Genomic DNA, 22,631 nt, shown 5'->3' on the forward strand with positions numbered 1-22,631 from the left:
TTCTCAGGACCCCAGCTTGACGTTGATCTGCTTGGTCTGGGTGAAGCCCGCGATCATGCCCTCGAGCGAGACCTCGCGGCCGATGCCGCTCTGCTTGTAGCCGCCGTACGCCTGGCCGACCATCTGGCCGCCGCCCTGGTTGACCTGGACCCAGCCGGCCTCGAGCCGGTGGGCGGTGTCGATGGCCTGGTTGACGTCCTGGCTCCAGACATAGGCCGCGAGGCCGTACGCCGAGTCGTTGGCCATGCGGACCACCTCGTCGGTGTCGGTGAAGGGGATCGCCATCACGACGGGACCGAAGATCTCCTCGCGGGAGAGACGGAAGGTGTTGTCGGCGCCCGAGAAGATCGTCGGCACGTGGAAGAAGCCCTCGGCGAGCGCGCCGGTCTCGGGCGGCAGGCCGCCCAGCTCGACCGTGAGCCCGGGGTTCGCGAGCCCCTCCTCGAGGAAGCCCTTGACCGAGCGGAACTGGACCTCGTTGATGACCGCGCCGATGTCGGAGGCCTCGTCGAGCGGGTTGCCGACGACGAGCTGGCCCATCCGGGCGACCAGGCGCTCGAGCACCTCGTCGTGCACGTCACGGTGCAGGAACAGCCGGGACCCGGCGGTGCAGCTCTGGCCCTGGCGGTGCACGCGCGAGGAGAGCAGCAGGCCCTCGATCAGCTCGTCGGTGACCGCACCGGGGAACACGATCGACGGGTTCTTGCCGCCGAGCTCGAGCGAGACGTGGGCGAGCCGCTCGCCGGCCTCGCGGGCGATGTGGCGTCCGACCTCGGTCGAGCCGGTGAAGGAGACCTTGTCGACGCCGGGGTGCTCGACGAGCGCCGCGCCGGCGGTCGCACCGTCGCCGGTGACCACGTTGAGCACGCCGTCGGGCAGGAACTGCTGGCAGATCTCGGCGAACAGCAGGATCGCCAGCGGGGCGTCCTCGGCTGCCTTGAGCACGACCGTGTTGCCGGCGGCGAGCGCGGCGGGGACCTTGAATCCGGCGATCATCAGCGGCGAGTTCCACGGCAGGATGCCGCCGACGACGCCGAGCGGCTCCTGGCGGGTGTACTGCAGCTGGGTCGAGCCGGCCGGCAGCGTTGTGCCCTTGACCTCGCCCGCGACGCCACCGAAGTAGCGGAACAGGTCGGCCAGCACGTTGGCCTCCGGGCGGGCCTGGGTGCGCAGCGCGTTGCCCGTGTCGGCGGCGGTGACCCGGGCGAGCTCCTCGGCCCGCTCCGCGATCGCGTCGGCGATCTTGAGCAGCGCCTTCTGGCGACCGGTGAAGTGCTGGTCGCGCCAGGCCGGGAACGCCGCACGGGCGGCCTGCACGGCGCGGTCGACGTCCTCCTTGCCGCCGTCCGGCACCTGCGCGAGCACGTGGCCGTGGCGGGCAGGACTGAGGACCTCGCGCCAGGCGCCGGTGAGGCTCTCGACCCACTGGCCGCCGATCAGCATGAGCCGCTTCTCGGGCGGGGCGGAGGCGTCGGTGGTGTCGGTCGGGGTGAGCAGGTTCTGGGTCATCGTGAGGTCCTTGGTTCGCGAGGAGAGGTCAGCGGGTGGCGTCGTACGCCTCGGTGAGGGCGGCGTCGAGGATCGCCAGTCCCTCGGTGGCCTCGGCCGCCGAGATGGTCAGCGGCGGGACCACGTGGATGCGGTTGAAGTTCGAGAACGGCAGCAGCCCACGGCGGGTGCACCCGGAGATGATCGCGGCCATCGCCGGGCTGGAACCACCGTACGGCGCCAGCGGCTCGCGGGTCGCGCGGTCGCTGACCAGCTCGATCGCCCAGAAGGCGCCGGTGCCGCGCACCTCGCCGATCCAGGGGTGGCGCGCGGCGAGGTCGCGCAGGCCGGGCTCGAGGATCTCGCGGCCGAGCGCGTCGACCCGCTCGACGATGTTCTCCTCCTCCATCGTCTCGATGGTGGCCACGGCGGCCGCGCAGGCCAGCGGGTGGCCGGAGTAGGTGAGGCCGCCGGGGTAGGTCCGCTCGGCGAACGTGCGGTGGATCTTCTCGGAGATCGCGACGCCGCCCAGCGGGACGTAGCCGGAGTTGACGCCCTTGGCGAAGGTGAGCAGGTCGGGGACGACGTCGCCGTGCTCGACCGCGAACCAGCGCCCCGCGCGGCCGAAGCCGGCCATCACCTCGTCGGCGATGAACACGATGTCGTGGCGGTCGCACAGCTCGCGCACGCCCTTGAGGTAGCCCGCCGGCGGCATCATGATGCCGGCCGTGCCCGGGATCGACTCGAGGATGACGGCCGCGATCGTGGACGCGCCCTCGAGGGCGATGACCTGCTCGAGGTGGGCGAGCGCGCGCTGGCACTCCTCCTCCTCGGTCGTCGCCGAGAAGGAGCTGCGGTAGAGGAACGGGCCGAAGAAGTGCACGGTGCCCGTGGAGCCGTTGTCGCTCGGCCAGCGACGCGGGTCGCCGGTGACGTTGACCGCGAGCTGGGTGCCGCCGTGGTAGGAGCGGTACGTCGAGAGCACCTTGTGCTTGCCGGTGTGCAGCCGGGCCATCCGGATGGCGTGCTCGTTGGCGTCCGCGCCGCCGTTGGTGAAGAAGACCTTGTCGAGGTCGCCCGGCGTGTGCGAGGCGATGAGCCGCGCTGCCTCGGACCGGGTGCCGTTGGCGTAGCCCGGCGCGATGGTGCACAGGCTGGCGGCCTGCTCCTGGATGGCCGCGACGATGCGCGGGTGCTGGTGGCCGAGGTTGGTGTAGACCAGCTGGGAGGTGAAGTCCAGGAACCTCGCGCCGTCGCCGTTCCACAGGTAGGAGCCCTCGGCCCGGGTGACCACCATCGGGTCGAGCGTCGCCTGCGCCGACCAGGAGTGGAAGACGTGCTGCCGGTCCAGGTCGTAGGCGCGCTCGGCGTCGGCGGTGAGCGCGGCCGGGCCGGTGGGGCGGGCGGTGGCGATGGCGGTCATGGTGCGGATTCCTTCCACGTCGGGACACTCCATCCTCGGGCTGGCGGCGACTCCTCGCGCCCGGCAGAATGTTGGAGTTCGCGCACATCACCGACAATCCGTCGGGCTCGGTCCGTCGGTGTGCGCGAGCGGTGCCGACCCGAGGAGACGCCATGGCCGTGCTGACCGTCGCCGAGGTGCTGCGCATGCCCGTCGTGCGGCAGGCCGGGCCCGAGGTGCTCGCCGGTGCGGCCGGCCTCGACCGGCCGGTCCAGTGGGTCCACTCGGGCGAGCCCGCCGACATCGCCTCGCTGCTGCGCGGCGGCGACCTGCTGCTGACCACGGGCATCGCGCTGCCCGACTCCGACGACGAGCTGCGCGCCTTCGCGACCAGCCTCAGCGAGGGGGACGTCGCCGGCCTGGTGATCGAGCTCGGGCGCCGCTGGCGCACCGTCCCCCCGACCCTGGTGGCCTCCTGCGACGCGCTCGGCCTGCCCCTGATCGCGCTCGTCCGCGAGGCACGGTTCGCGGCGGTCGTGCAGGCGGTCGGCGAGCGGATCGTGGACGAGCAGCTCGACGAGCTGCGCGAGGCGCAGCGGGTGCACGACACCTTCACCGAGCTGAGCATCGCGGAGGCCGGGCCGAGCGAGATCCTCGACGCCGCCCAGCGGCTGGCCGGCGTCGCGGTGGTGCTCGAGGGCGAGGACCACCGGGTGACCGACTACCGCTCGGGGCCCGACGCCATCGGCGGCTTCCTCAGCGACTGGGCCGAGCGCTCCCGGGAGGTCCGGCTCGAGGGACGCACGACCTGGGACCGCGGACAGGGCTGGCTGGTCACCCGCCTCGGGCGGCGCGAGCGGCGCTGGGGGCGGCTGGTCATCGCCTCCCCCACCGAGCCGCCGCAACGTCTCATCGCCGTCGCCGAACGCGCCGCCGCGGCACTGGCCCTGCACCGGCTGCACGAGCGCGACCGCGACAGCCAGGTGCGTCGTACCCACCACGAGCTGTTGCTCGGCCTGGTCAACGACCCGGCCAACGCCGAGATCCACCTGCGCTGCGAGCTGGCCGGACTCACCGTGAAGCGCCGCCAGCTGGTCGGCCTGACCATGCGCCCGGCCGCCGACGGCCCGGACCCCTCGCGGCCGGCGGCGCCGGTGCTGGACGAGCTGATCGCAGCGACCGTGCACGCCGCCCACGAGCTGAAGCTGCCGGTCCTGGCGACCCAGAGCGACGGGCGGGTCCGCGCCCTGCTGTCCCTGCCGGCCTCCGCGGACCCGGTGAAGGAGGTCGACGACCTCGCGACCCGGGTCGGACGGCGCCACCGGGCGGTCGTCGGCGCCGGGCGACCGGTCACCGGGCTCGCCGAGGCCGACCAGACCATCAAGGAGAGCGCGCACGTCGTCTCGTCGGTGCGCGCCCCCGACCCCGCCCGCCTGGTGCACCGGCTCGAGGACGTCCACCTGCGCGGCCTGCTCACCCTGATGGGCGACGACGACCGGTTGCACCTGTTCCGCGAGCGCGAGCTGCGCCAGCTGCGTGCGTACGACGCGCAGCACGGCTCGGGCCTGGTCGAGGCGGTCCGCGCCCTCGTCGAGCACCCGGCGAGCAAGTCCCTCGCCGCCGCCAGCCTCCACGTCTCGCGTGCGGTGTTCTACGACCGGCTGGCGAAGGTGGAGAAGGTGCTCGGCGCCGACCTCAACGACCCGGACATCCGGGTCTCCCTGCACGTCGCGCTGCTCGCGGAGGAGCTGGCGGAGGAGCTGACCGGTCCGGCCTGAGCCGGGACAGCGAGACAGATCGTCGCGAACTTTGACTTCATCCGACATTCTGTCGGAGAGCAGTGTGACCTGGCCCTCCTAGCCTCAGCGGAAACCTCCGGACTGAAGGGAGCGCCGCATGAGCGCAGGTCACGAGCTGAAAGCAGGGCTGTCCCAACGACAGCTCAACATGATCGCCATCGGTGGCGTGATCGGTGCCGGCCTCTTCATGGGGTCCGGTGCCGTCATCAAGGCCACCGGACCGGCGTCCTTCCTGACCTACGCACTCGCCGGGGCCCTGGTCGTCCTCATCATGCGCATGCTCGGCGAGATGGCCACCGCCAACCCCTCGACCGGGTCGTTCTCCGACTACGCACGCAACGCGCTCGGCGGTTGGGCGGGGTTCTCCGCCGGCTGGCTGTACTGGTACTTCTGGGTGGTCGTCGTGGGCTTCGAGGCCGTGGCCGGCGCCAAGATCATCCAGTACTGGGTACCGGACGCCCCGCTGTGGCTCGTGTCCCTCGTCCTGATGGTGGCCATGACCGCCACCAACCTGTTCTCCGTGTCCTCGTTCGGCGAGTTCGAGTTCTGGTTCGCGAGCATCAAGGTGGCCGTGATCGTCGGCTTCATGGTGATCGGCACCCTGTTCGTCCTCGGCCTGCTGCCGGGCTCCGAGGTGAGCTTCCACAACCTGAACGACCCTGACACCGGCGGCTTCTTCGCCACCGGACCGAGCGCCGTCACCGCCGGGGTCGTGATCGTGATCTTCTCGATGGTCGGCGCCGAGATCGCCACCATCGCCGCCGCCGAGACGCCCGACCCGCGCAAGTCGGTGGCGAAGGCGACCAACTCGGTCATCATGCGCATCGCCGTCTTCTTCATCGGCTCGATCTTCCTGCTGACCTGCATCCTGCCGTGGAACGAGTACGACGAGGACACCTCGCCGTACGTCCAGGCGCTCAGCGAGATCGGCATCCCGGGCGCCGCCGACCTGATGAACGCCGTCGCGCTCACCGCCGTGCTCTCGTGCCTCAACTCCGGCCTCTACACGGCATCGCGGATGGTCTTCGTGCTCGCCGCCCGCCGGGAGGCGCCCTCCGGCCTGCTCGTCGTCAGCCGGTCCGGCGTACCGCGCAACGCGATCCTCGCGTCCTCCTTCATCGGCTTCCTGTGCGTCATCGCCGCCGCGATCTCGCCGGAGACCGTCTTCCTGTTCCTGCTCAACTCCTCGGGCGCGATCATCCTGTTCGTCTACGGCCTGGTCGCCGTCTCGCAGTTCGTGCTGCGCCCGAGGACCGACCCGAGCAAGCTGCTCGTCAAGATGTGGGGCTATCCCTACCTGTCGATCGTCGCGATCGTCGGCATCGTCGCGGTGCTCGTCCAGATGGGCCTCAACGAGGAGGTCCGGATCCAGCTGCTGCTCAGCCTGCTCGCCTGGGCGGTCATCCTCGTCGCGTACTTCGCGGTGCGGGCGATGGGCGGCAGCACGCCCGCCGGCCCCGAGGACGTGCCGACCGGCCGGGCACGGCGCGTCCTCGTGCTCGCCAACGAGACCCTGTCCCACGACGAGCTCCGCACCGCACTCCACCGGGTCGACGAGGACGGCAGCGCCGAGTACTACGTCTGCGTGCCGGCCAACCCCATCGACACCGGGCAGGCGCTGACCAAGGGGGCGGTCTACGTGTGGGACGCCACGACCGAGGCGGCCCAGAGCCGGCTGGACGGCCTGCTCGCCACCCTCCACGCCGACGGCCACCGGGCCGAGGGTGCCCTCGGCGACTACCGCCCGCTGCGCGCCCTGGACGCGGCCGTGGCTGCGTTCGGTCCCGACCAGATCGTGATCTCGACGCTGCCGCTCGCGGAGTCCAACTGGCTGCGCTACGACGTCGTGGACCGGGCTCGCGAGAAGTACACGATCCCCGTCGAGCACGTCGAGGCCGGCTCGGCGCTGGCAGGCAGCTGATGAGCGTCCTCGTCGGCCTGCTGCCGGACGACAGGTTCCGTGCGCCGCTGCGGCTGGGCATCTCGATGGCGCTCTCGAGCGGTCTGCCGCTGCGACTGTGCACGATCGTGAGCGGGACCTCGAGCGGCCTCAACGCCGTCGACACCGAGTACCTCGACACCGTCGAGAAGTCCGCCGCCGCCGGCCTGGCCGAGATGGCCGGGCTGGTGGCGAGCGAGGTCGCCGTGACGACGGAGGTGCGCCGCGCCCGGTCGGTGTCCGCGGGACTGCTCGAGGCGGCGGCCGACGCCAGCTACCTGGTCGTCGGCTCCTCGCCCTCGGGCGTGCTCGGCCGGGTCGCGCTCGGCGGCATCGGCGACCGGCTGCTGCACGGCTCCAGCATCCCGGTCGGGCTCGCGCCGCGTGAGTACGCCGTCGACTCGCGGACCCGGATCAACCGGCTGACCGTCGCCTTCGGCGGCACCGCCTCCGCGGACCTCATCGCGGCGACCGCCGTGCGCGCCGCGGCCCTGGGTGCGGAGCTGCGGATCGCCAGCTTCAACGTCCATCCCGTGTCGCTCTTCGGGTCGATGATCGAGACCGGCCCCCAGTCACTGGTGGTCGAGAGGTGGGCGGCGGCGAAGCGGGTCGAGATCGACGCGGCCCTGCAGGCCGCCCGGTCGAGCGCCGCGACCGACGCCGAGGTGGTGGTCGGTCAGGGGAACAGCTGGGCGGAGGCGCTCTCGGGCGTCCCGTGGCGTGCGGGCGACGTCCTCGTCGTCGGCTCGGGTGCGGGTGGCCTGGCCGAGCGGGTCTTCATCGGCTCGCAGGCGTCCAAGGTGATCCGGCACTCGCCGGTGCCGGTCGTGTGCGTCCCCCGGCAGCTGGTACCGGCCCCTTCCTAGGATGGAGCCATGATCCCCAGCATCGAGATCGACGGCGTGCCCGACCCGCTCCCCGAGGGCCTGGTGGTGCTCGACGTCCGTGAGGACGACGAGTGGGCCGCCGGCCACATCGACGGGGCGGTCCACATCCCGCTGATGGAGCTGCCCGCCCGGCTGGGCGAGTTCGTCGAGCTCGAGGCGCCGCAGACCCTCGTGGTCTGCAAGGGCGGCGGCCGCTCTGCCCGCGCGGTGGCGTACCTGGCGCAGCAGGGGTACGACGTCGTCAACCTGGTCGACGGCATGCTCGGCTGGGAGCGCGCGGGCCGGGCGATGACCGCCGACGGCGACCAGCCGCCGTACGTCGTCTGACGGCCCACCGACGAGACGGCCCCGCTGACCTTCCGGTCAGCGGGGCCGTCGCCGTACGACACTCAGCGCGTCACTGCGAGGGCAGGTCGGAGAGCAGGCTCTCGAGGTCCGACGGCAGGTTCGACGGGAGGTCCGACAACAGGCTCTCGAGGTCCTCCGGCGACGTCGGGAGGTCCGAGGGGACGTCCGTCGGCAGGTCGGACGGCAGGTCGGACGGGAGGTCCGTCGAGTCGTCCGAGTCACCCGAGTCGGAGCCGGTCGAGCCGGAGCACGTCTCGGCCTCGTACTTCGTGTAGGCCTCGACCTTCTTCTGGTCGTCCTTGGGGATCAGCTCGTCCTCGAAGGCCTGCTGGTCCTTGGCCTCGAAGCCCTTCTTGACGGTGTCGCCGTCGAGGTCCTTGAGCGCGTCGACCTGGATCTCGAAGCCCTCGCGGGCGTCGTCCGGGATGCCCTTCGGGGTGCCGACCTTCTCGGCCTTCTCGGCCTGCTCCTTGAAGATCTCGGCGACCTTGTCGTAGTCCTTCTTCTCGAGCGCCTTGAGGAAGCCGGTGTCCTCGAGGGTGCTGTTGGCGGTGGCGCAGAACTCCTTGACGGACGCGTCGGTCGGCGCGCCGCCACCGCAGGCGGTGAGCGAGAGGGCGAGCAGGACGACGGCACCGGCGGAGGCCAGCGGGCGCTTCGTGAGCGTCATGTGTTTCCTTTCGTGGTGGCGGCGTCAGCCGCCGAACTGGTCCGCACAGGTCTTCTGCGCGTACTCGGTGAACTTGGTGACGTCCTTCTCGTCGTCCTTGGACACGCCAGGGATCGAGTCGTCGCCGTCCTTCGAGCCGAAGGACTTCTTCGCCTCGTCGTAGTCGAGACCGGTCACGGTGTCGACCATGACCTCGAAGCCGTTGCGCTCGGCGTCGGAGATCTTCTCCGGCGTACCGATGTCGCCGAGGTCGCCGTACGCCTTCTGGACCTTCTTCCACTCACTCTCGGTGGGCTCCTCGCCCTTGATCGTGGTGATGACCTTGAAGATGTCCTCGAACCCGCCGCAGAACTCCTTCTCCGACGCGTCGGTCGGGTAGTCGCTGCCACCGCAGGCGGTGAGGCTGAGGCCCAGCAGCACGGCAGCGCCGGCGGCAGCCAGCGGGCGCTTGATCGGGGTCATGTCGGTTCCTTTCCTTCAGGGAGTGGAGCACTCGGCACGCCCCGGGCGGGAGCGCGGCCGCGCGGGCAACCACGCGGTCACCCTGCCCCCACCGGTCTCAGACTATTCACAGGTAGGGCGAACAACAGGTTGCGGCCCCGTGACCGGCGTGGTGCGACAACCCCCTCAGCGGCCCCAGAGCGCGGCCGGCGGGACCTCGAGCAGCCCCTCCAGCGCCGCGATGTACGACGCCCTCGGGACCTCGCGCACGCCCAGGGTCACCAGGTGCCGGGTGGCCCACTGCACGTCGACCAGCCGGTTGCCGGCCGCACCGTCGTCGTCGGCACGCAGGCCCTCGACCAGACCGACCAGCGCGGCCTTCGACGCGTCGGTGACGTGGTGGAACATCGACTCTCCGGCGAACAGCCCACCGATCGCGACGCCGTACAGACCGCCGACCAGGCACCCGTCCTGCCAGGTCTCGACCGAGTGCGCCCACCCGAGGCGGTGCAGGTCGCCGTAGGCGCGGGCGATCCGGGCATCGATCCAGCCGTGCGGCCGGCGCGGGTCGGCGCACGCGGCGACCACCTCGTCGAAGGCGGTGTCGACGCGGATCTCGAAGTCACGCGCCGAGCGGCGCAGCGAGCGCGACACCTTCAGCTCGTCGAGCTGAAGGATCCCGCGGTAGGCCGGACTCCACCACCCGACCGCCCGGCCCTCGGGCATCGGGAACAGCCCGCTGCGGTACGCCGCGAGCAGGGTCCCCGGCGCGAGGTCGGCCCCGACCGCGACCAGGTCGCTGCCGTCGTGGGTGCCGTCGCCGTCGTCCTCGTCGTACTCGTCCGGATCGTCGAGCACCGGCAGCGCCGCCAGCTCCGCACGGGTCGGGAAGACCCAGGGGCTGGACTCGGGCTCGACGGGCACGAGCCGAGCGTAAGGGCTGCGACGTGCCCGGCGCTCCATCCGAATTGGTCGAGATCCGCCGCACAGCACGGCCCATCCGCGTGGTGGGGCACTGGCTAGGCTCGGGGACATGGCTTCGCTGAGGAAGGGACTGGCGCTGCGGACCGCGCAGCAGCTCGCGCCGAAGGTCACCCGGCTCGCGCCGGGGCTGACGCAGTCCTTCGTCCGTGAGGCGCTGCACCGCGCACTGGTGGGCGTCGGGCCGCTTCCCCCGGCGGCGGAGGCGGCCCGGGTGCAGCTGGACGAGCAGCGGGGCAACGTCGACAAGGCCGTGCGGGAGCTGATCGAGAACCACGTCGCCTACGCCAGCGTGGAGGGCCTCGCGACCAACCTGGGCGGGCTGGTCACCACCGCGATCGTGGCCCCGGCGAGCATCACCGGGCTGGCGCTCATCCAGTGCCGGATGGTGGCGGGCATCGCCCACCTGCGCGGCTACGACCTCGACGACCCCCGGGTGCGCAACGCGATCCTGGTCTGCGTCCTCGGCGAGGACACGGTCCAGGCGATGGTCAAGCGCAAGCAGCTGCCCGCGCCGCCGATGGCGATCGCGACCGCGCCGCAGCACGATCCCGGCCTGGACCGGACGGTCTCGACGGTGCTGGCCGGCGAGCTGGTCGGCCGGGTGATCGGCAAGAGGCTCGCCACGACGGTCGGCAAGAAGGTGCCGCTGGTCGGCGGTGCGGTCGGCGCGGTGGCCGACGGATGGAGCACCTACCGGGTCGGGCGGTACGCCGGCCGGGAGTTCCTCCCGCTGCGGCGACCCTGAGCCCTCACTGCTCCTGCGGCTCCTGGGGAACCCGGTTGCGCGCCTTGCGGTAGACCCCCAGCGCCTGCCGGCCCTTGCCGCTGCGCTCCAGCCTCTGCACGGTCCACTCCATCGACCGCATCAGCCGGGGCGTCCGGGCGCGGACCAGCTCACGTCGGGCGGCCTCGAGCTTGCGGCGCAGTCGCTCGTTCTCGGCGTGCGCCTCGGCGTTGTCGAGCAGCAGCGCCTTGATCGCGTCGACCGCGGCCGCGGCGACCTGCCGCTCCGGCGGGTGGTCGGGGTCGACCCACTTGCCGGCCGGGGCGGGCGCGCCGCGCAGGTCCTCGAGGTCGCCGGTGACGTCGTACCCGCGGCGGGACAGCTCGGCGATCCAGCTCTCGGTGAGCTCGTGCACCCACGGGTACTGGTCGGGCGGCAGGCCGAGACGGGCGGACTTTGTCCGCTTCGAGAGCGTCTGGTGGGCGAGCAGCTCACGGACCAGCGGCCGGTAGTGCTGCGGCGGCAGGTCGCTGGCGGCGGTGCGGTTGATCCGGCGGATCAGCGCCGACTCGGGGACGCCGAGGCTCGGGTTCGCGCGCCGGGTGGTCAGCTTGAGGTCGAGGCCGTCGAGCCCGAAGGTCGTGCTGAACCGCTCCCAGAGCAGGTCGGGCGAACCGCCGGACGGTGGCACGGTGACCAGGTGGACCCGCTCCGGCGGGATGTCCGAGCCCCAGCGGTCGAGGATGTCGGGGATCTCCTGGACCCCCCAGAACCAGGCACCGACGCGGTGGGCACGGTCGGGGTCCTGGATCAGCTCGAGGAAGCGGCCGTAGCCGAACCGCGCACGGTGCTTGACGTTCTCCTGCCACTCGGCAGGGATCTGGCGGACCAGGTCGCGCACGGAGAGGATCAGGTGCACCTCGGTGCCACCGTCGCTCGTGTCGCCACCGGGCCGGTGGCCGAGCGAGGCGAGCGCACGGGCGACCTGGCTGCGCGAGGCGGAGGCGAGGATCTCGTGGCTGATGATCGCGGTGCCGTCGTGTGCCCGGACCTGCTCGGCGAGCCGGTCCCACGCGCCGACGGCCTGGGCCTCCAGACCGCCCCAGCGCAGCCGCATCAGGTCGAGCGCGGCGAGGAAGTGCTCGTCGAAGCGCTCGGCCGGGTAGAGCACGTCCTGCCTGAGGAGCCTGGACCGGTTCTTGTAGAGGACGTCCTGGAGGTACGACGTCCCGGTCTTGGGTGTCCCGACGTGGAGCAGGACTCGCCGACTCACCGGGGTCCCCGCTGAGCGGTGCGGTGGATGCGAAGCAGGCGGGGAGCGAAGCGATCGACGCCAAGGAGCGAAGCGGGGGAAGCGCCGAGCTCAGTGGGGTGGTTCACGCTTCCTCCTTGGGCACGGTCACGGGGTCGAGGAGCAGGCCGAGCGCGAGGGCCAGGACCTGGGCGTCGACCGGTGCCACCGGCTCGGACCCGAGGGGGCGCGGCAACAGGCGGTCGAGATCGCCGAGGACAGGGTAGCGAGCAGCAGCGAGCTCGTGACGGGTGCGTTCGGCCTGCGTGCTGAGCCATCCGTCCCACCGCGGCGGCAGCGTCGGCGACGGGCCGCCGAGCCCGTCGAGACGCTCACCGAGGGTGTTGCGGAGGAGCCGCGGGCGGTCCTCGGAGGCCACCAGCAGGCCGAGTGGCTCGCCGACCCGGCGGACCAGGTCGACGGCGTGCGCACCGAGGCGCGGCGGGCCACCGAGCCGGGTCACCCCGAGCTCCTCGGCCAGCAGCCGGTCGTCGAGGACGACGCGGACCCGCTCGGCGCCGTACTTGTAGGCAGCCGAGCGCGCCATCCGCGCCAGGTCGGCGCGCGGCGGCAGGTGGCCGGCGCCGGCGTTGGCGCGCACGAACCCGCGCCAGGAGGCGCCGCCCTGGTCGAAGCTGCGGGCGGTCCAGGCCTGGACGAGGACGGTCTCGAGGTCGTCGGCGAGGAGGTACGCCGTCGGCCGGCGCCCGCCCGGCCGGTGGCCCTGCGCGGTCAGCTCGGCCCGGACGGCGTCGGCGCGCCAGGGCATGCCGACGACGACGAACGAGCGCACCCAGGGGCGTCGTACGGCACGGACCTTCTCGACCAGCGTCGGCTCCGGCTCCGGGAGCGCGGCGGTGACCGCGATGTCGTCGGCGATCAGGGCGCTGGCGACCCGCAGCAGCTCGTCGTCGCCCAGCGCGTCGGGGTCGACCGGGCGCGGCCCGAACCGGTCGGGAGACTCCTCGACCCCCACGAGCGCGAGCTCGCTGCGGCCGCGCCCGGAGACGCCGGCGGCGAGAACTCGCTCCGCGGTGGCCGCCGGGACGGTGCGCCCGGCCGCGGCTGCGTGGAGGTTGAGGCGGCGCAGCAGCGCGAGCTGCTGGGCGCCGGGGAGCTCGGCGCCGAGCGCCTCGCCCTCACCCGATCCGTCCTCCGGCCAGTCGAGCCACGGCGTCGTCGCGCCGCTCCGCAACGCGGCCACCCAGCCCCAGGCGCGTCCTCGACCACTCATCCCCCAACGGTAGAGGGGCGTCAGGAATCGGCGGAACCGAGGGCCCGGACGACCGCCGACGGGCTGGGCCGGCCGAGCTGCTGCGCCATCCAGACGCTGGTGCCGACGACCGCGTCGAGGTCGACGCCGTGCTCGATGCCGAGCCCGGTGAGGAACCAGACCAGGTCCTCGGTGGCGAGGTTGCCGGTGGCGCTCTTGGCGTACGGGCAGCCGCCGAGGCCGCCCGCCGAGGCGTCGTACGTCGTGACCCCGGACTGGAGCCCCGCGTGGACGTTGGTGAGCGCCTGGCCGTAGGTGTCGTGGAAGTGCAGCGCGAGCCGCTCGCAGGCGACGCCGGCATCGGCGAAGGCCGCGACGAGCGCCTTCACGTGGCCGGCGGTCGCGACGCCGATGGTGTCGCCGAGGCTGAGCTGACCGACGCCGAGGTCGAGCAGCCGCGTGCCGACGGCGACGACCTGCTCGATCGGGACGGCGCCCTCCCACGGGTCGCCGAAGCACATCGAGACGTAGCCGCGGACGTCCATGCCGGCGGCCAGGGCAGCCTCGATGGTCGGCTCGAACATCTCGAACTGCGACGCGAGGGTGCGGTTCAGGTTCTTGTCGGCGAAGGTCTCGGTGGCCGAGGCGAAGACCGCGACGTGGCGCAGGCCGAGCCCGACCGCCCGGTCGAGCCCGCGCCGGTTGGGCACCAGGACCGGCAGCTGGCGAGCCGCGTCACCGAGGTCGGCGGTGAGTCCGGTCATCAGGTCGGCGGCGTCGGCGAGCTGCGGCACCCAGTCGGGGTGCACGAAGCTGGTGGCCTCGACGACCGGCAGCCCGGCGTCGAGCAGCCGCTTGACGAAGGCGGCCTTGACCTCGGTCGGCACGACGGACTTCTCGTTCTGCAGGCCGTCGCGCGGCCCGACCTCGTAGATGGTGACCTTCGAGGGCAGGCCCGGGTCGGGGACCACCATCGGCAACGTGCTCATGACTCGCTCCCCTCGACGACGAACAGCTCGGCACCCAGGGCGACCTGCTGGCCGGTGCTGGCGCCGACAGCGGTGACCGTGCCGGCGTACGGCGCCTTGAGCGCCAGCTCCATCTTCATCGCCTCGACGACACCGAGCACGTCGCCCTCGGCGACCGCGTCGCCGACCGCGACCAACACGTCGAGGACGGTGCCGGGCATCGGCGCGACGACGGTGCCGTCGCCGGCGGCCGCGCCGTGGTCGGCGCTGGCATCAGGACGGTCGAAGACGTAGCGCTGGCCCTGGTGAGCGAGCTCGACGCGGTGGGCGGTGGTGCGGGCGACCGTGCCGGCGGGGACGCGGGCGACCGGGACAGCGGGCTCGTCGAGCTCGACCACCGGAGCGGCCGCTGGGGCGCCCATCCGGAAGCCGTCGGCGGCGAACGGGCCACTGCCGGCGGTGTTGGCGTCGAGCCAGAGCCGCGCGGCGATCGCCCGAGCCGGCGCGGGATCGGGGGCCGGGACGTCGTGCCGGTCGAGCCAGGCGGTGTCGACGCCGCCGGGGACGGCGAACTCCTCACCGGCCGCCAGCACCCGCAGGAAGCCGGTGTTGGTGGTCAGGCCGAGGATCACGGTGTCGTCGAGCGCGGCGACCAGGGCCCGGCGGGCGGCCTCGCGGGTCGGCCCGGAGACGATGACCTTGCCGAGCATCGGGTCGTACGACGTGCTCACGACCTGGCCGGACTCGAGGGCGTGGTCGACGCGCGCGGCCTCGGGCCAGGAGACGACGCTCGCCGTACCGGCCTGCGGGAGGAAGCCGCCGAAGGCGTCCTCGGCGTAGATCCGGGCCTCGATCGCGTGGTCGTGGAACCGGAGCCCGGACTGGTCGAACGGCAGCGGATCGCCCGCGGCGACGGCGATCTGCAGCGCGACCAGGTCCGTACCGCTGTGGATCTCGGTGACGGGGTGCTCGACCTGGAGGCGGGTGTTCATCTCGAGGAAGTAGAAGTCGCCGGTGCTGGCGTCGAGGAGGTACTCGATGGTGCCGGCGTTCTCGTAGCCCACGGACACGGACAGGGCGACCGCGGACTCGTGGATCCGGGCACGCAGCTCGTCGTCGAGCGCGGGGGCGGGAGCCTCCTCGAGCACCTTCTGGTGGCGACGCTGCACCGAGCACTCGCGGGTGCCGAGGTGGACGACGGTGCCGTGGCTGTCGCCGAGGACCTGGACCTCGATGTGGCGACCACGCTCGACGTACTTCTCGACCAGGATCGTGTCGTCGCCGAAGGCACTGGCGGCCTCGCGCTTCGCGGCCGCCACCGCGGCATCGAAGTCGGCGGCGGCGCGGACCACGCGCATGCCCTTGCCGCCACCGCCGGCGGCGGCCTTGACCAGCACCGGGTAGGCGAAGGTCGCGGGATCCTCGTCGATGCCGTACGACGGCACCACCGGGACGCCGGCGGCCACGGCCAGGTCGCGGGCCGCGTCCTTGCGGCCCATCTGCTCGATCACCTTGGGGCCGGGCCCGACCCAGGCGATGCCCGCGTCGGTCACGGCGGCGGCGAAGCCGGCGTTCTCGGAGAGGAAGCCGTAGCCGGGGTGGATCGCGCCCCCGTCAGCCAGGCCCGCCTCCTTGGCTGCGGCCAGGACGGCGTCGCCGTCGAGGTAGGACGGCACGCGGAGTGCGACGTCGGCGTCGCGCACGTGCAGCGCGTCGGCGTCGAGGTCGGTGTGGACCGCGACCGTGCGGATGCCGAGGTCGCGGCAGGTGCGGAAGACCCGGCGGGCGATCTCGCCCCGGTTGGCGACGAGGAGGGTGGTGATCATCGCGGCCTCACATCCGGAAGATGCCGTAGTTGGGGGCAGGAGTCGGGACCGCGGAGACGACCTCGAGCGCCATGCCGAGCACCCGGCGGGTGTCGGCGGGGTCGATCACGCCGTCGTCCCACAGCCGCGCGGAGGCGTAGTAGGGCGAGCCCTGGGTCTCGTACTGGTCCTTGATCGGCTGCTTGAACTGCTCGTCGTCCTCGCGGCCGGCCACCGTCGCGAGCACGTTGGCCGCCTGGTCGCCGCCCATCACCGAGATCCGGGAGTTGGGCCACATCCACAAGAAGCGCGGGTCGTAGGCCCGGCCACACATGCCGTAGTTGCCGGCGCCGAAGGAGCCGCCGATCACGACGGTCAGCTTGGGCACGACCGAGCAGGCGACCGCGGTGACCAGCTTGGCGCCGTCGCGGGCGATGCCGCGGTTCTCGTACTCGCGGCCGACCATGAAGCCGGAGATGTTCTGCAAGAACAGCAGCGGGATGCCGCGCTGGTTGCACAGCTCGACGAAGTGCGCGCCCTTGAGCGCGGACTCGGAGAACAGGATGCCGTTGTTGGCGACGATGCCGACCGGGTGGCCGTGGATCCGGGCGAAGCCGCACACGAGCGTCTCGCCGTACAGCTGCTTGAACTCCTGGAGCCGGCTGCCGTCGACCAGGCGCCGGATCACCTCGCGGACGTCGTACGGCGTGCGGGTGCTGACCGGCACGACGTCGTAGATGCTCTCGGGCGGCTCGTGCGGGTCCTCGGAATCCATGCGGTTTGGGACCAAACCGCGCGAATTCGGCGCGGAATCCTGCGGTTTGTGCCCAATCGGCAGGGTGGCGACGATGCTGCGCAGGATCCGCAGGGCGTGGGGGTCGTCGTCGGCGAGGTGGTCGACGACGCCGGACTTGCGGGCGTGCACGTCGCCGCCGCCGAGGTCCTCGGCGCTGACGACCTCACCGGTCGCGGCCTTCACCAGCGGCGGGCCGCCGAGGAAGATCGTGCCCTGGTTCCTCACGATGACGGTCTCGTCGGACATCGCCGGGACGTAGGCGCCGCCGGCGGTGCACGAGCCCATCACGGCAGCGAGCTGCGGGATGCCGCGCGCGGACATGTTCGCCTGGTTGAAGAAGATCCGGCCGAAGTGCTCCTTGTCGGGGAACACCTCGTCCTGCATCGGCAAGAAGGCGCCGCCGGAGTCGACGAGGTAGACGCACGGCAGGTCGTTCTCGGCGGCGACGGTCTGCGCCCGGAGGTGCTTCTTGACCGTCATCGGGTAGTAGGTGCCGCCCTTCACGGTCGCGTCGTTGGCCACCACCATGACGTTGCGGCCCTCGACCCGGCCGATGCCGGCGACCACACCGGCCGCCGGCACGGCATAGTCGTCGTCGGTGCCCGGCTTGCCGTACATGCCGTACGCCGCCAGCGGCGCCAGCTCCAGGAACGGGCTGCCGGGGTCGAGCAGGCCGTCGACCCGGTCGCGGGCCAGCAGCTTGCCGCGGTCGGTGTGCTTGGTGCGGGCGGCCTCGCTGCCGCCCTGGCGCACGCGCGCGAGCCGCTCGCGCAGGTCGGCGGCCAGGTCCCGGAGGGTGGGCTCGGAAGTCTCGGACACGCGAACAGGTTAATGATCATTAACCTGTTCGCGCAATCCCCCGTCCTCAGCGCAGCCGGAGCAGCGCCCCGGGGCCGAACAACGGGCCGGCGACGTAGACGTGGTCACTGACGTCGACCCCGCCCGGGTTCTTCAGCTGGCCGGCGGCGAGCTCGCGCACGCGCGGCGTGGTCCCGCGCGGCCGGACGAGGAACAGGCCGCCCTCCTCGGCACCGGGCAGTCCCATCTCGAAGGCGAACCAGCTCTTCTTCGACAGCTCCAGGACGTAGATGCCCTTCGGGCCGGCAGCCAGGTCGGTGATCGAGGTGAACCCGTCGGCGTACCGCTTGCAGGCGCCCTTGCGCGGGTGCTCCGGGTCGCACGTCGCGTTCTTCGTGCCCGGCTTGATCCGCCACACCTGCGAGGTGCCCGGGGTCGCCGGGAAGCCGCGCAGCTCGCCGACGTACCAGTAGCCGTCGGCGCCGACGGTCACCGACGTGGCGACGGGCTCGGAGACGATCGGGGTCCCGGCCGGCGGGAGCGGTCCGCCCATCTCCGGGGGCACGTCGGGCAGCCCGGCCGGAACCGGCACGGTGCGGGGCATCAGCCGGGCGACCGTCCGGATCTTCCCCGTCCTCGGCCACACCCGGAGCAGGTCGTTGCCGGCAGCGTCGGAGACGAGCACCGTGCCGTCGTCGAGCGCGACCACGCCGAACGGGTTGCTGTCCGCCGGGAAGCCCTCCTGGTCCCACGGGTCCGGGTCGGTCTTCTGGTAGGCGCTGATGTCGGCGACCACCCTCGGCGCCGGCCAGCCGCGCTTCCACTTGAACAACGTGGTCGCGGGCGCAGGTGCCGCGGCGCCGCGCAGCACCGACGGGCGCTGCTCCGGCGGCGGGCCGGACGCACCGGTCAGCAGGTAGATCGTCCCGTGCGGACCCTTGGAGATGGCCGGCGGGAACTCCGTCGGGAGGTTGCCGAGCGGCACCACGCGCGCCGCGTTGTGCCTGCGCTCCACGACCAGGCTGAAGTTGCCGCCCGTCTCCGTGACGAGCGTGCGGCCGTGGCCGAGCGCGTCGACGCCGCGGGGGCCCATCAGCGGGGCGACCGTCCTCGGAGCGGCCCGGCCGCCGTCCTGCTGGCCCGCCACTGCTGGCGCTCCGGTCGCCGCGAGCGCGAGCGCCGCCACCGCCGTACCGATCCTGATCGCTGCCTTGCCCATGGTCTGCTCTCCCTCGGGTCGTGGCGCGCACCGCACCGTCACCCTGCCTAGCAGTGGCGTCGCGCCAGCGTCATGACCCAATCTGGGTAGCCTTCGGGGGTGACCGAGCCGACCCGCCGCGAGCAGATCCTGGCGACCGCCGCCGACCTGTTCGCCGCCCGCGGCTTCCACGGCGTCTCGGTCGCGGACCTCGGCGCCGCGTGCGGCATCTCCGGCCCCGCGCTCTACAAGCACTTCGCGTCCAAGCAGGCGGTGCTCGCCGAGATGCTGACCTCGATCAGCGAGCGGCTGCTCGAGGTCGGTCGCGAGCGGGTCGCGGCCGGCGCCGGCGACCCGTCGGCCGCCCTGCGGGGCCTGGTCGACTGGCACGTCGAGTTCGCCCTCGGCCACCGGCCGCTGATCATCGTCCAGGACCGCGACTGGGAGTCGCTGCCCGAGGACGCCCGCGAGCAGGTACGCCGGCTCCAGCGCCGCTACGTCGACCTGTGGGCCGACCAGCTGCGCGCGCTGCGCCCCGACCTCGACAAGGCGCGAGCCCACGCCGCCGCCCAGGCCGCGTTCGGGCTGCTGAACTCCACCCCCCGCGCCGGCCACGCGATCCCCGACGCCGCCCTGCGCGACCTGCTCGCGTCGATGGCGCTGGGTGCGCTCGGGGTGCCGGTGGCCGAGCCCCAGCAGGCCTAGGGAGACGCTGGGGCCTCGTCCCTAGAAGCCCGGCTCGGTCCGCTCCAGGATCGGCGCGAGGTCGAGGCCGGCAGGCAGGGTGCCGAAGGCGCTGCCCCAGTCGCGGGCCAGGCGGCTGGCGCAGAACGCGTCGGCGACCGCACTCGGAGCGTGGCGGATGAGCAGGCCGGCCTGGAAGACGACCGCGATCTGCTCGACGAGGCGGCGGGCGCGCAGCTCGATGTCGTCGAACTGGGTCAGCTCCTTCTTCAGGGCTCCCACCGCGTCGTCGTAGCGCTGGTCGGCGCCGAGAGCGAGCTCGGCCTCGTCGAAGAAGGCGTCGAGGGACTCGGGCTCGCGGCCGATCGCGCGCAGTGCGTCGAGGGCGGCCACGTTGCCGGAGCCCTCCCAGATCGAGAGCAGCGGCAGCTCGCGGTAGATCCGCGCCATGTCGAAGTCCTCGATGTAGCCGTTGCCGCCCAGGCACTCGAGCGCCTCGTTGGCGAGGACCGGGCCGCGCTTGCAGACGTAGTACTTCGTGGCGGCCAGCGCGAGGCGGCGCAGCGCCCCCTCGGCCGCGTCGCCGTGGATCGCGCGGTCGTTGGCCCCGGCGAGGCGCATCATCGCGGTCGTGGCGGCCTCGGACTCGACCGTGAGGTCGGCGAGCACGTTGCGCATCAGCGGCTGGTCGATCAGCAGCTTGCCGAACGCGGCACGGTGGCGGGCGTGGTGGGCGGCGTACAGCAGTGCGGTCCGCATCCCCGAGGCCGAGCCGATCACGCAGTCGAGGCGGGTCATGTTGACCATCTCGACGATGGTCTTGACGCCCTTGCCCTCCTCGCCGACCAGCCAGCCGACGGCGTCGTCGTACTCGATCTCCGAGGACGCATTGGACCTGTTGCCGAGCTTGTCCTTGAGCCGCACGAACCGGATCGGGTTCGCCTCGCCGCCCGGCAGCACCCGCGGGAGCAGGAAGCAGGACAGGCCGCCCGGAGCCTGGGCGAGGGTGAGGAACATGTCGGACATCGGCGCCGAGGTGAACCACTTGTGCCCGACGACCCGGTACGTGCCGTCGGGCTGCGGGGTGGCCGTCGTGGTGTTGGCGCGGACGTCGGAGCCGCCCTGCTTCTCGGTCATCGACATGCCGGCGATCAGGCCGCGCTTGGTCTCGGGGTCGCGCAGGCCGAAGTCGTACTCGCGGTTGGTGAGCAGCGGCTCGAAGCGCGCGGCGAGGTCCGGGTTGGCGCGCAGGGCCGGGACGACGGCGTACGTCATGGAGATGGGACAGCCGTGGCCGGCGTCGACGTTCCACGCGTAGAACTTGGCCGCGCGGGCGACGTGGGCGCCGGGCCGGTCGTCGGCCCAGGGAGCGGCGTGGATGCCGTGGGTGACGGCGGTCTCCATCAGCCGGTGGTACGCCGGCACGTACTCCACCTCGTCGACGCGCCGGCCGTAGCGGTCGTGGGTGTGCAGCCGGGGCGGAACCCGCTCGGCGAGGCGGCCCAGGTCCATCGCCTCGGGGGTCCCGGCCAGTCGGCCGACGGCCTGGATCTCGGGCAGCGCCCAGCCCGCGCCCTCCCGCTCGATGCCCTCGAGCAGCGCCGGGTCGGCAGAGGTGTCGTGACCGACGAGCGGCGGGACCTGGTTGAGGACCTCGTGGGTAGGCATGCCTCGATGTTACGTTTCCCCTGACAGTTGTGTCCATATCCGTAACGATGTGAGACTGGGTCCATGCCCGACGTCGCACCGCTCCCGGCGCGCTCGGTGATGCTGAGCCTGCTGCTCGGGTCGCACCCCGACCGGATGTCGGCCGCGGAGCTGGTGCGGGCCGGGGAGCACTTCGGCATCCCGGCGGCGACGGCGCGGGTCGCGCTGACCAGGGCGGTCGCGGCCGGCGACCTGCGGCGCGCCGACGGCGACCCCGGGCAGTACGCCCTCGGCGAGCGGCTCGCCGCCCGCCAGCGCCGGCAGGACGAGGCGGTCCTCGACGCCGAGACCGGGTGGGACGGCAGCTGGGAGATGGCGGTCGTCGTGGTCGCCGGCCGCACGAGCGCCGAGCGCGCAGCGCTGCGGGACCGGCTGTCGTCCTACCGGATGGCGGAGCTGCGCGAGGGCGTGTGGACCCGGCCGGCCAACCTGCGGCGGCCGCGGGGGTACGCCGACGAGGTGGTGCTGAGCACCTTCACCGCGACGCCCGACGAGGACCCGGCCGTCCTGGCCCGGCAGCTGTGGGACCTCGGCGGCTGGGCGGCCCGGGGACGCGCGCTGCTCGGGCAGCTCGGGAAGACGCGCGAGCCGGCCGCCCGGCTGGCGGTCGCGGCGCACGTCGTTCGACACCTGGCGGCGGACCCGCTGCTGCCCGCCGCCCTCCTCCCGGCCGACTGGCCGGCAGCGGCGATGCGGACGGCGTACGCCGCCTACCAGGACGAGCTGCGCGAGATCGCCCTCGCCCCGCGCTAGGAGACTGCTCCTCGCCTCCGGTCAGAGCAGCCCGTCGGGCAGCTCGGCGCCCGCCTCGAACAGCGCGACCAGCCGCTGGGCCCGGACGGCGGCGTCCACGACGAGCTCGACGTCGTCGGCCAGGTCGGCAGACACCAGCGGGTGCCCGTCGGTGTCAGCGGCCGGGATGGTCCGGGCATGCAGGTCGGCGAGCAGGGTGTCGCGCTCCACGCCGCGAAGGGCGAAGAGCACGAGCGGATCGGTGTCGACCAGCCAGCCGACCTGCATCAGCACCGCGATGGCGTGCGGGCAGGGGTCGAGGTAGTGGGTGCAGGTGCAGGTGGCGGTGAGCTCGCCGCCGTAGGGCAGCAGCTCGGCGCCGACCTCCTCGGCGTGCTCGACCAGGTCGTGGGGCAGGTTGCCGGCGAGCAGCTCGGCGATCCGGCCCGCCTCGGCCGCGACCGCCTCGACCAGGGCCGAGCGGGCGGCCGGCTCGAGGACCGGGAGGGCGACCTGGACGGTCCACGCGTCGTCGCCGTCGCGGCAGGCGGCGAGCAGGCCGCCGGGCTCGACGCTGATCGCCCCGACGTCGCCCCGGCGCGCGTGGGTCCGGCCCCGGCGCAGCTCGGCCTCGGAGTACGCCGCCTCCTCGACCGCGCGCTGCCACGCCTTGCCCCACCACGAGCGGACGCCGCGCGTGGGCTGGGTCTGGCGGGTGAAGGTGGTGCGCATCAGTGGAACCGCCCTCGTCGTCGCG

General features: G+C 72.8%; 20 protein-coding genes. 7 read left to right on the forward strand and 13 right to left on the reverse strand.

Annotated features, from left to right (window positions below):
* Positions 1–3: 3 nt before the first annotated feature.
* Positions 4–1,509 carry an aldehyde dehydrogenase family protein gene (locus BJ958_RS18435; RefSeq protein WP_179728348.1) on the reverse strand — a complete coding sequence of 502 codons (1,506 nt, stop codon included), beginning with the start codon at positions 1,507–1,509 and terminating at the stop codon, positions 4–6.
* A gap of 28 nt (positions 1,510–1,537) precedes the next feature.
* On the reverse strand, positions 1,538–2,911 hold the full coding sequence (locus BJ958_RS18440; RefSeq protein ID WP_179728349.1) for an aspartate aminotransferase family protein: 1,374 nt from the start codon (positions 2,909–2,911) through the stop codon (positions 1,538–1,540).
* A gap of 152 nt (positions 2,912–3,063) precedes the next feature.
* Between BJ958_RS18440 and BJ958_RS18445 the strand changes: the two genes are divergently transcribed.
* From BJ958_RS18445 to BJ958_RS18460, 4 genes are all read left to right on the forward strand, one after another.
* A complete protein-coding gene (locus BJ958_RS18445; RefSeq protein WP_246319066.1) occupies positions 3,064–4,668 on the forward strand; it encodes a PucR family transcriptional regulator in 1,605 nt (534 codons plus the stop codon).
* 118 nt (positions 4,669–4,786) lie between these two features.
* Entirely contained in the window at positions 4,787–6,610 is a 1,824-nt protein-coding gene (locus tag BJ958_RS18450) for an amino acid permease (RefSeq protein ID WP_179728350.1), read from the forward strand.
* Positions 6,610–7,494, forward strand: coding sequence for a universal stress protein (locus BJ958_RS18455; protein WP_179728351.1), 885 nt, complete (start codon positions 6,610–6,612; stop codon positions 7,492–7,494). Before BJ958_RS18450 ends, BJ958_RS18455 begins: the two co-directional genes overlap by 1 nt.
* A 9-nt stretch (positions 7,495–7,503) precedes the next feature.
* Positions 7,504–7,842, forward strand: a complete 339-nt coding sequence (locus BJ958_RS18460) for a rhodanese-like domain-containing protein (RefSeq protein WP_179728352.1) — start codon at positions 7,504–7,506, stop codon at positions 7,840–7,842.
* A gap of 70 nt (positions 7,843–7,912) precedes the next feature.
* On the opposite strand, the gene BJ958_RS18465 is transcribed toward BJ958_RS18460, so the two are convergent.
* The 3 genes from BJ958_RS18465 to aat all read right to left on the reverse strand — a co-directional run bounded on the left by BJ958_RS18465 (position 7,913) and on the right by aat (position 9,898).
* Positions 7,913–8,533, reverse strand: coding sequence for a hypothetical protein (locus BJ958_RS18465; protein ID WP_179724393.1), 621 nt, complete (start codon positions 8,531–8,533; stop codon positions 7,913–7,915).
* A gap of 24 nt (positions 8,534–8,557) precedes the next feature.
* The gene (locus BJ958_RS18470; RefSeq protein ID WP_179728353.1) at positions 8,558–8,995 is read right to left on the reverse strand and encodes a hypothetical protein; all 438 of its coding nucleotides are present in this window, start codon (positions 8,993–8,995) and stop codon (positions 8,558–8,560) included.
* A gap of 165 nt (positions 8,996–9,160) precedes the next feature.
* On the reverse strand, positions 9,161–9,898 hold the full coding sequence (aat, locus tag BJ958_RS18475; protein WP_343052729.1) for a leucyl/phenylalanyl-tRNA--protein transferase: 738 nt from the start codon (positions 9,896–9,898) through the stop codon (positions 9,161–9,163).
* Between the two features lie 109 nt (positions 9,899–10,007).
* Here aat and BJ958_RS18480 point away from each other — a divergent pair, with 109 nt between their 5' ends.
* Positions 10,008–10,703 carry an EcsC family protein gene (locus BJ958_RS18480; RefSeq protein ID WP_179728355.1) on the forward strand — a complete coding sequence of 232 codons (696 nt, stop codon included), beginning with the start codon at positions 10,008–10,010 and terminating at the stop codon, positions 10,701–10,703.
* Between the two features lie 4 nt (positions 10,704–10,707).
* On the opposite strand, the gene BJ958_RS18485 is transcribed toward BJ958_RS18480, so the two are convergent.
* From BJ958_RS18485 to BJ958_RS18510, 6 genes are all read right to left on the reverse strand, one after another.
* Complete coding sequence (locus tag BJ958_RS18485) at positions 10,708–11,955, reverse strand: hypothetical protein (protein ID WP_179728356.1); 1,248 nt, start codon at positions 11,953–11,955, stop codon at positions 10,708–10,710.
* A gap of 103 nt (positions 11,956–12,058) precedes the next feature.
* On the reverse strand, positions 12,059–13,207 hold the full coding sequence (locus BJ958_RS18490) for a hypothetical protein (protein WP_179728357.1): 1,149 nt from the start codon (positions 13,205–13,207) through the stop codon (positions 12,059–12,061).
* Between the two features lie 20 nt (positions 13,208–13,227).
* A complete protein-coding gene (locus tag BJ958_RS18495; protein ID WP_179728358.1) occupies positions 13,228–14,175 on the reverse strand; it encodes a hydroxymethylglutaryl-CoA lyase in 948 nt (315 codons plus the stop codon).
* Positions 14,172–15,980, reverse strand: coding sequence for an ATP-binding protein (locus tag BJ958_RS18500; protein ID WP_179728359.1), 1,809 nt, complete (start codon positions 15,978–15,980; stop codon positions 14,172–14,174). Before BJ958_RS18500 ends, BJ958_RS18495 begins: the two co-directional genes overlap by 4 nt.
* A 7-nt stretch (positions 15,981–15,987) precedes the next feature.
* A complete protein-coding gene (locus tag BJ958_RS18505) occupies positions 15,988–17,574 on the reverse strand; it encodes a carboxyl transferase domain-containing protein (protein ID WP_179728360.1) in 1,587 nt (528 codons plus the stop codon).
* Between the two features lie 46 nt (positions 17,575–17,620).
* Entirely contained in the window at positions 17,621–18,772 is a 1,152-nt protein-coding gene (locus tag BJ958_RS18510) for a ScyD/ScyE family protein (protein WP_179728361.1), read from the reverse strand.
* A gap of 99 nt (positions 18,773–18,871) precedes the next feature.
* On the opposite strand from BJ958_RS18510, the gene BJ958_RS18515 reads away from it, so the two are divergent.
* Entirely contained in the window at positions 18,872–19,456 is a 585-nt protein-coding gene (locus BJ958_RS18515; RefSeq protein ID WP_179728362.1) for an SACE_7040 family transcriptional regulator, read from the forward strand.
* Positions 19,457–19,477: 21 nt separating this feature from the next.
* Here the strand turns inward: BJ958_RS18515 and BJ958_RS18520 are convergent, their stop codons facing one another.
* A complete protein-coding gene (locus BJ958_RS18520; RefSeq protein WP_179728363.1) occupies positions 19,478–21,103 on the reverse strand; it encodes an acyl-CoA dehydrogenase family protein in 1,626 nt (541 codons plus the stop codon).
* A 63-nt stretch (positions 21,104–21,166) separates the two neighbouring features.
* Here BJ958_RS18520 and BJ958_RS18525 point away from each other — a divergent pair, with 63 nt between their 5' ends.
* Positions 21,167–21,895, forward strand: a complete 729-nt coding sequence (locus tag BJ958_RS18525) for a PaaX family transcriptional regulator C-terminal domain-containing protein (protein WP_179728364.1) — start codon at positions 21,167–21,169, stop codon at positions 21,893–21,895.
* A gap of 21 nt (positions 21,896–21,916) precedes the next feature.
* Here BJ958_RS18525 and BJ958_RS18530 read toward each other — a convergent pair whose 3' ends face one another.
* Positions 21,917–22,606 carry an SWIM zinc finger family protein gene (locus BJ958_RS18530; protein ID WP_179728365.1) on the reverse strand — a complete coding sequence of 230 codons (690 nt, stop codon included), beginning with the start codon at positions 22,604–22,606 and terminating at the stop codon, positions 21,917–21,919.
* Between the last annotated feature and the right edge of the window lie 25 nt (positions 22,607–22,631).

The sequence above is a fragment of the Nocardioides kongjuensis genome, from assembly GCF_013409625.1.
Classification (GTDB): domain Bacteria; phylum Actinomycetota; class Actinomycetes; order Propionibacteriales; family Nocardioidaceae; genus Nocardioides; species Nocardioides kongjuensis.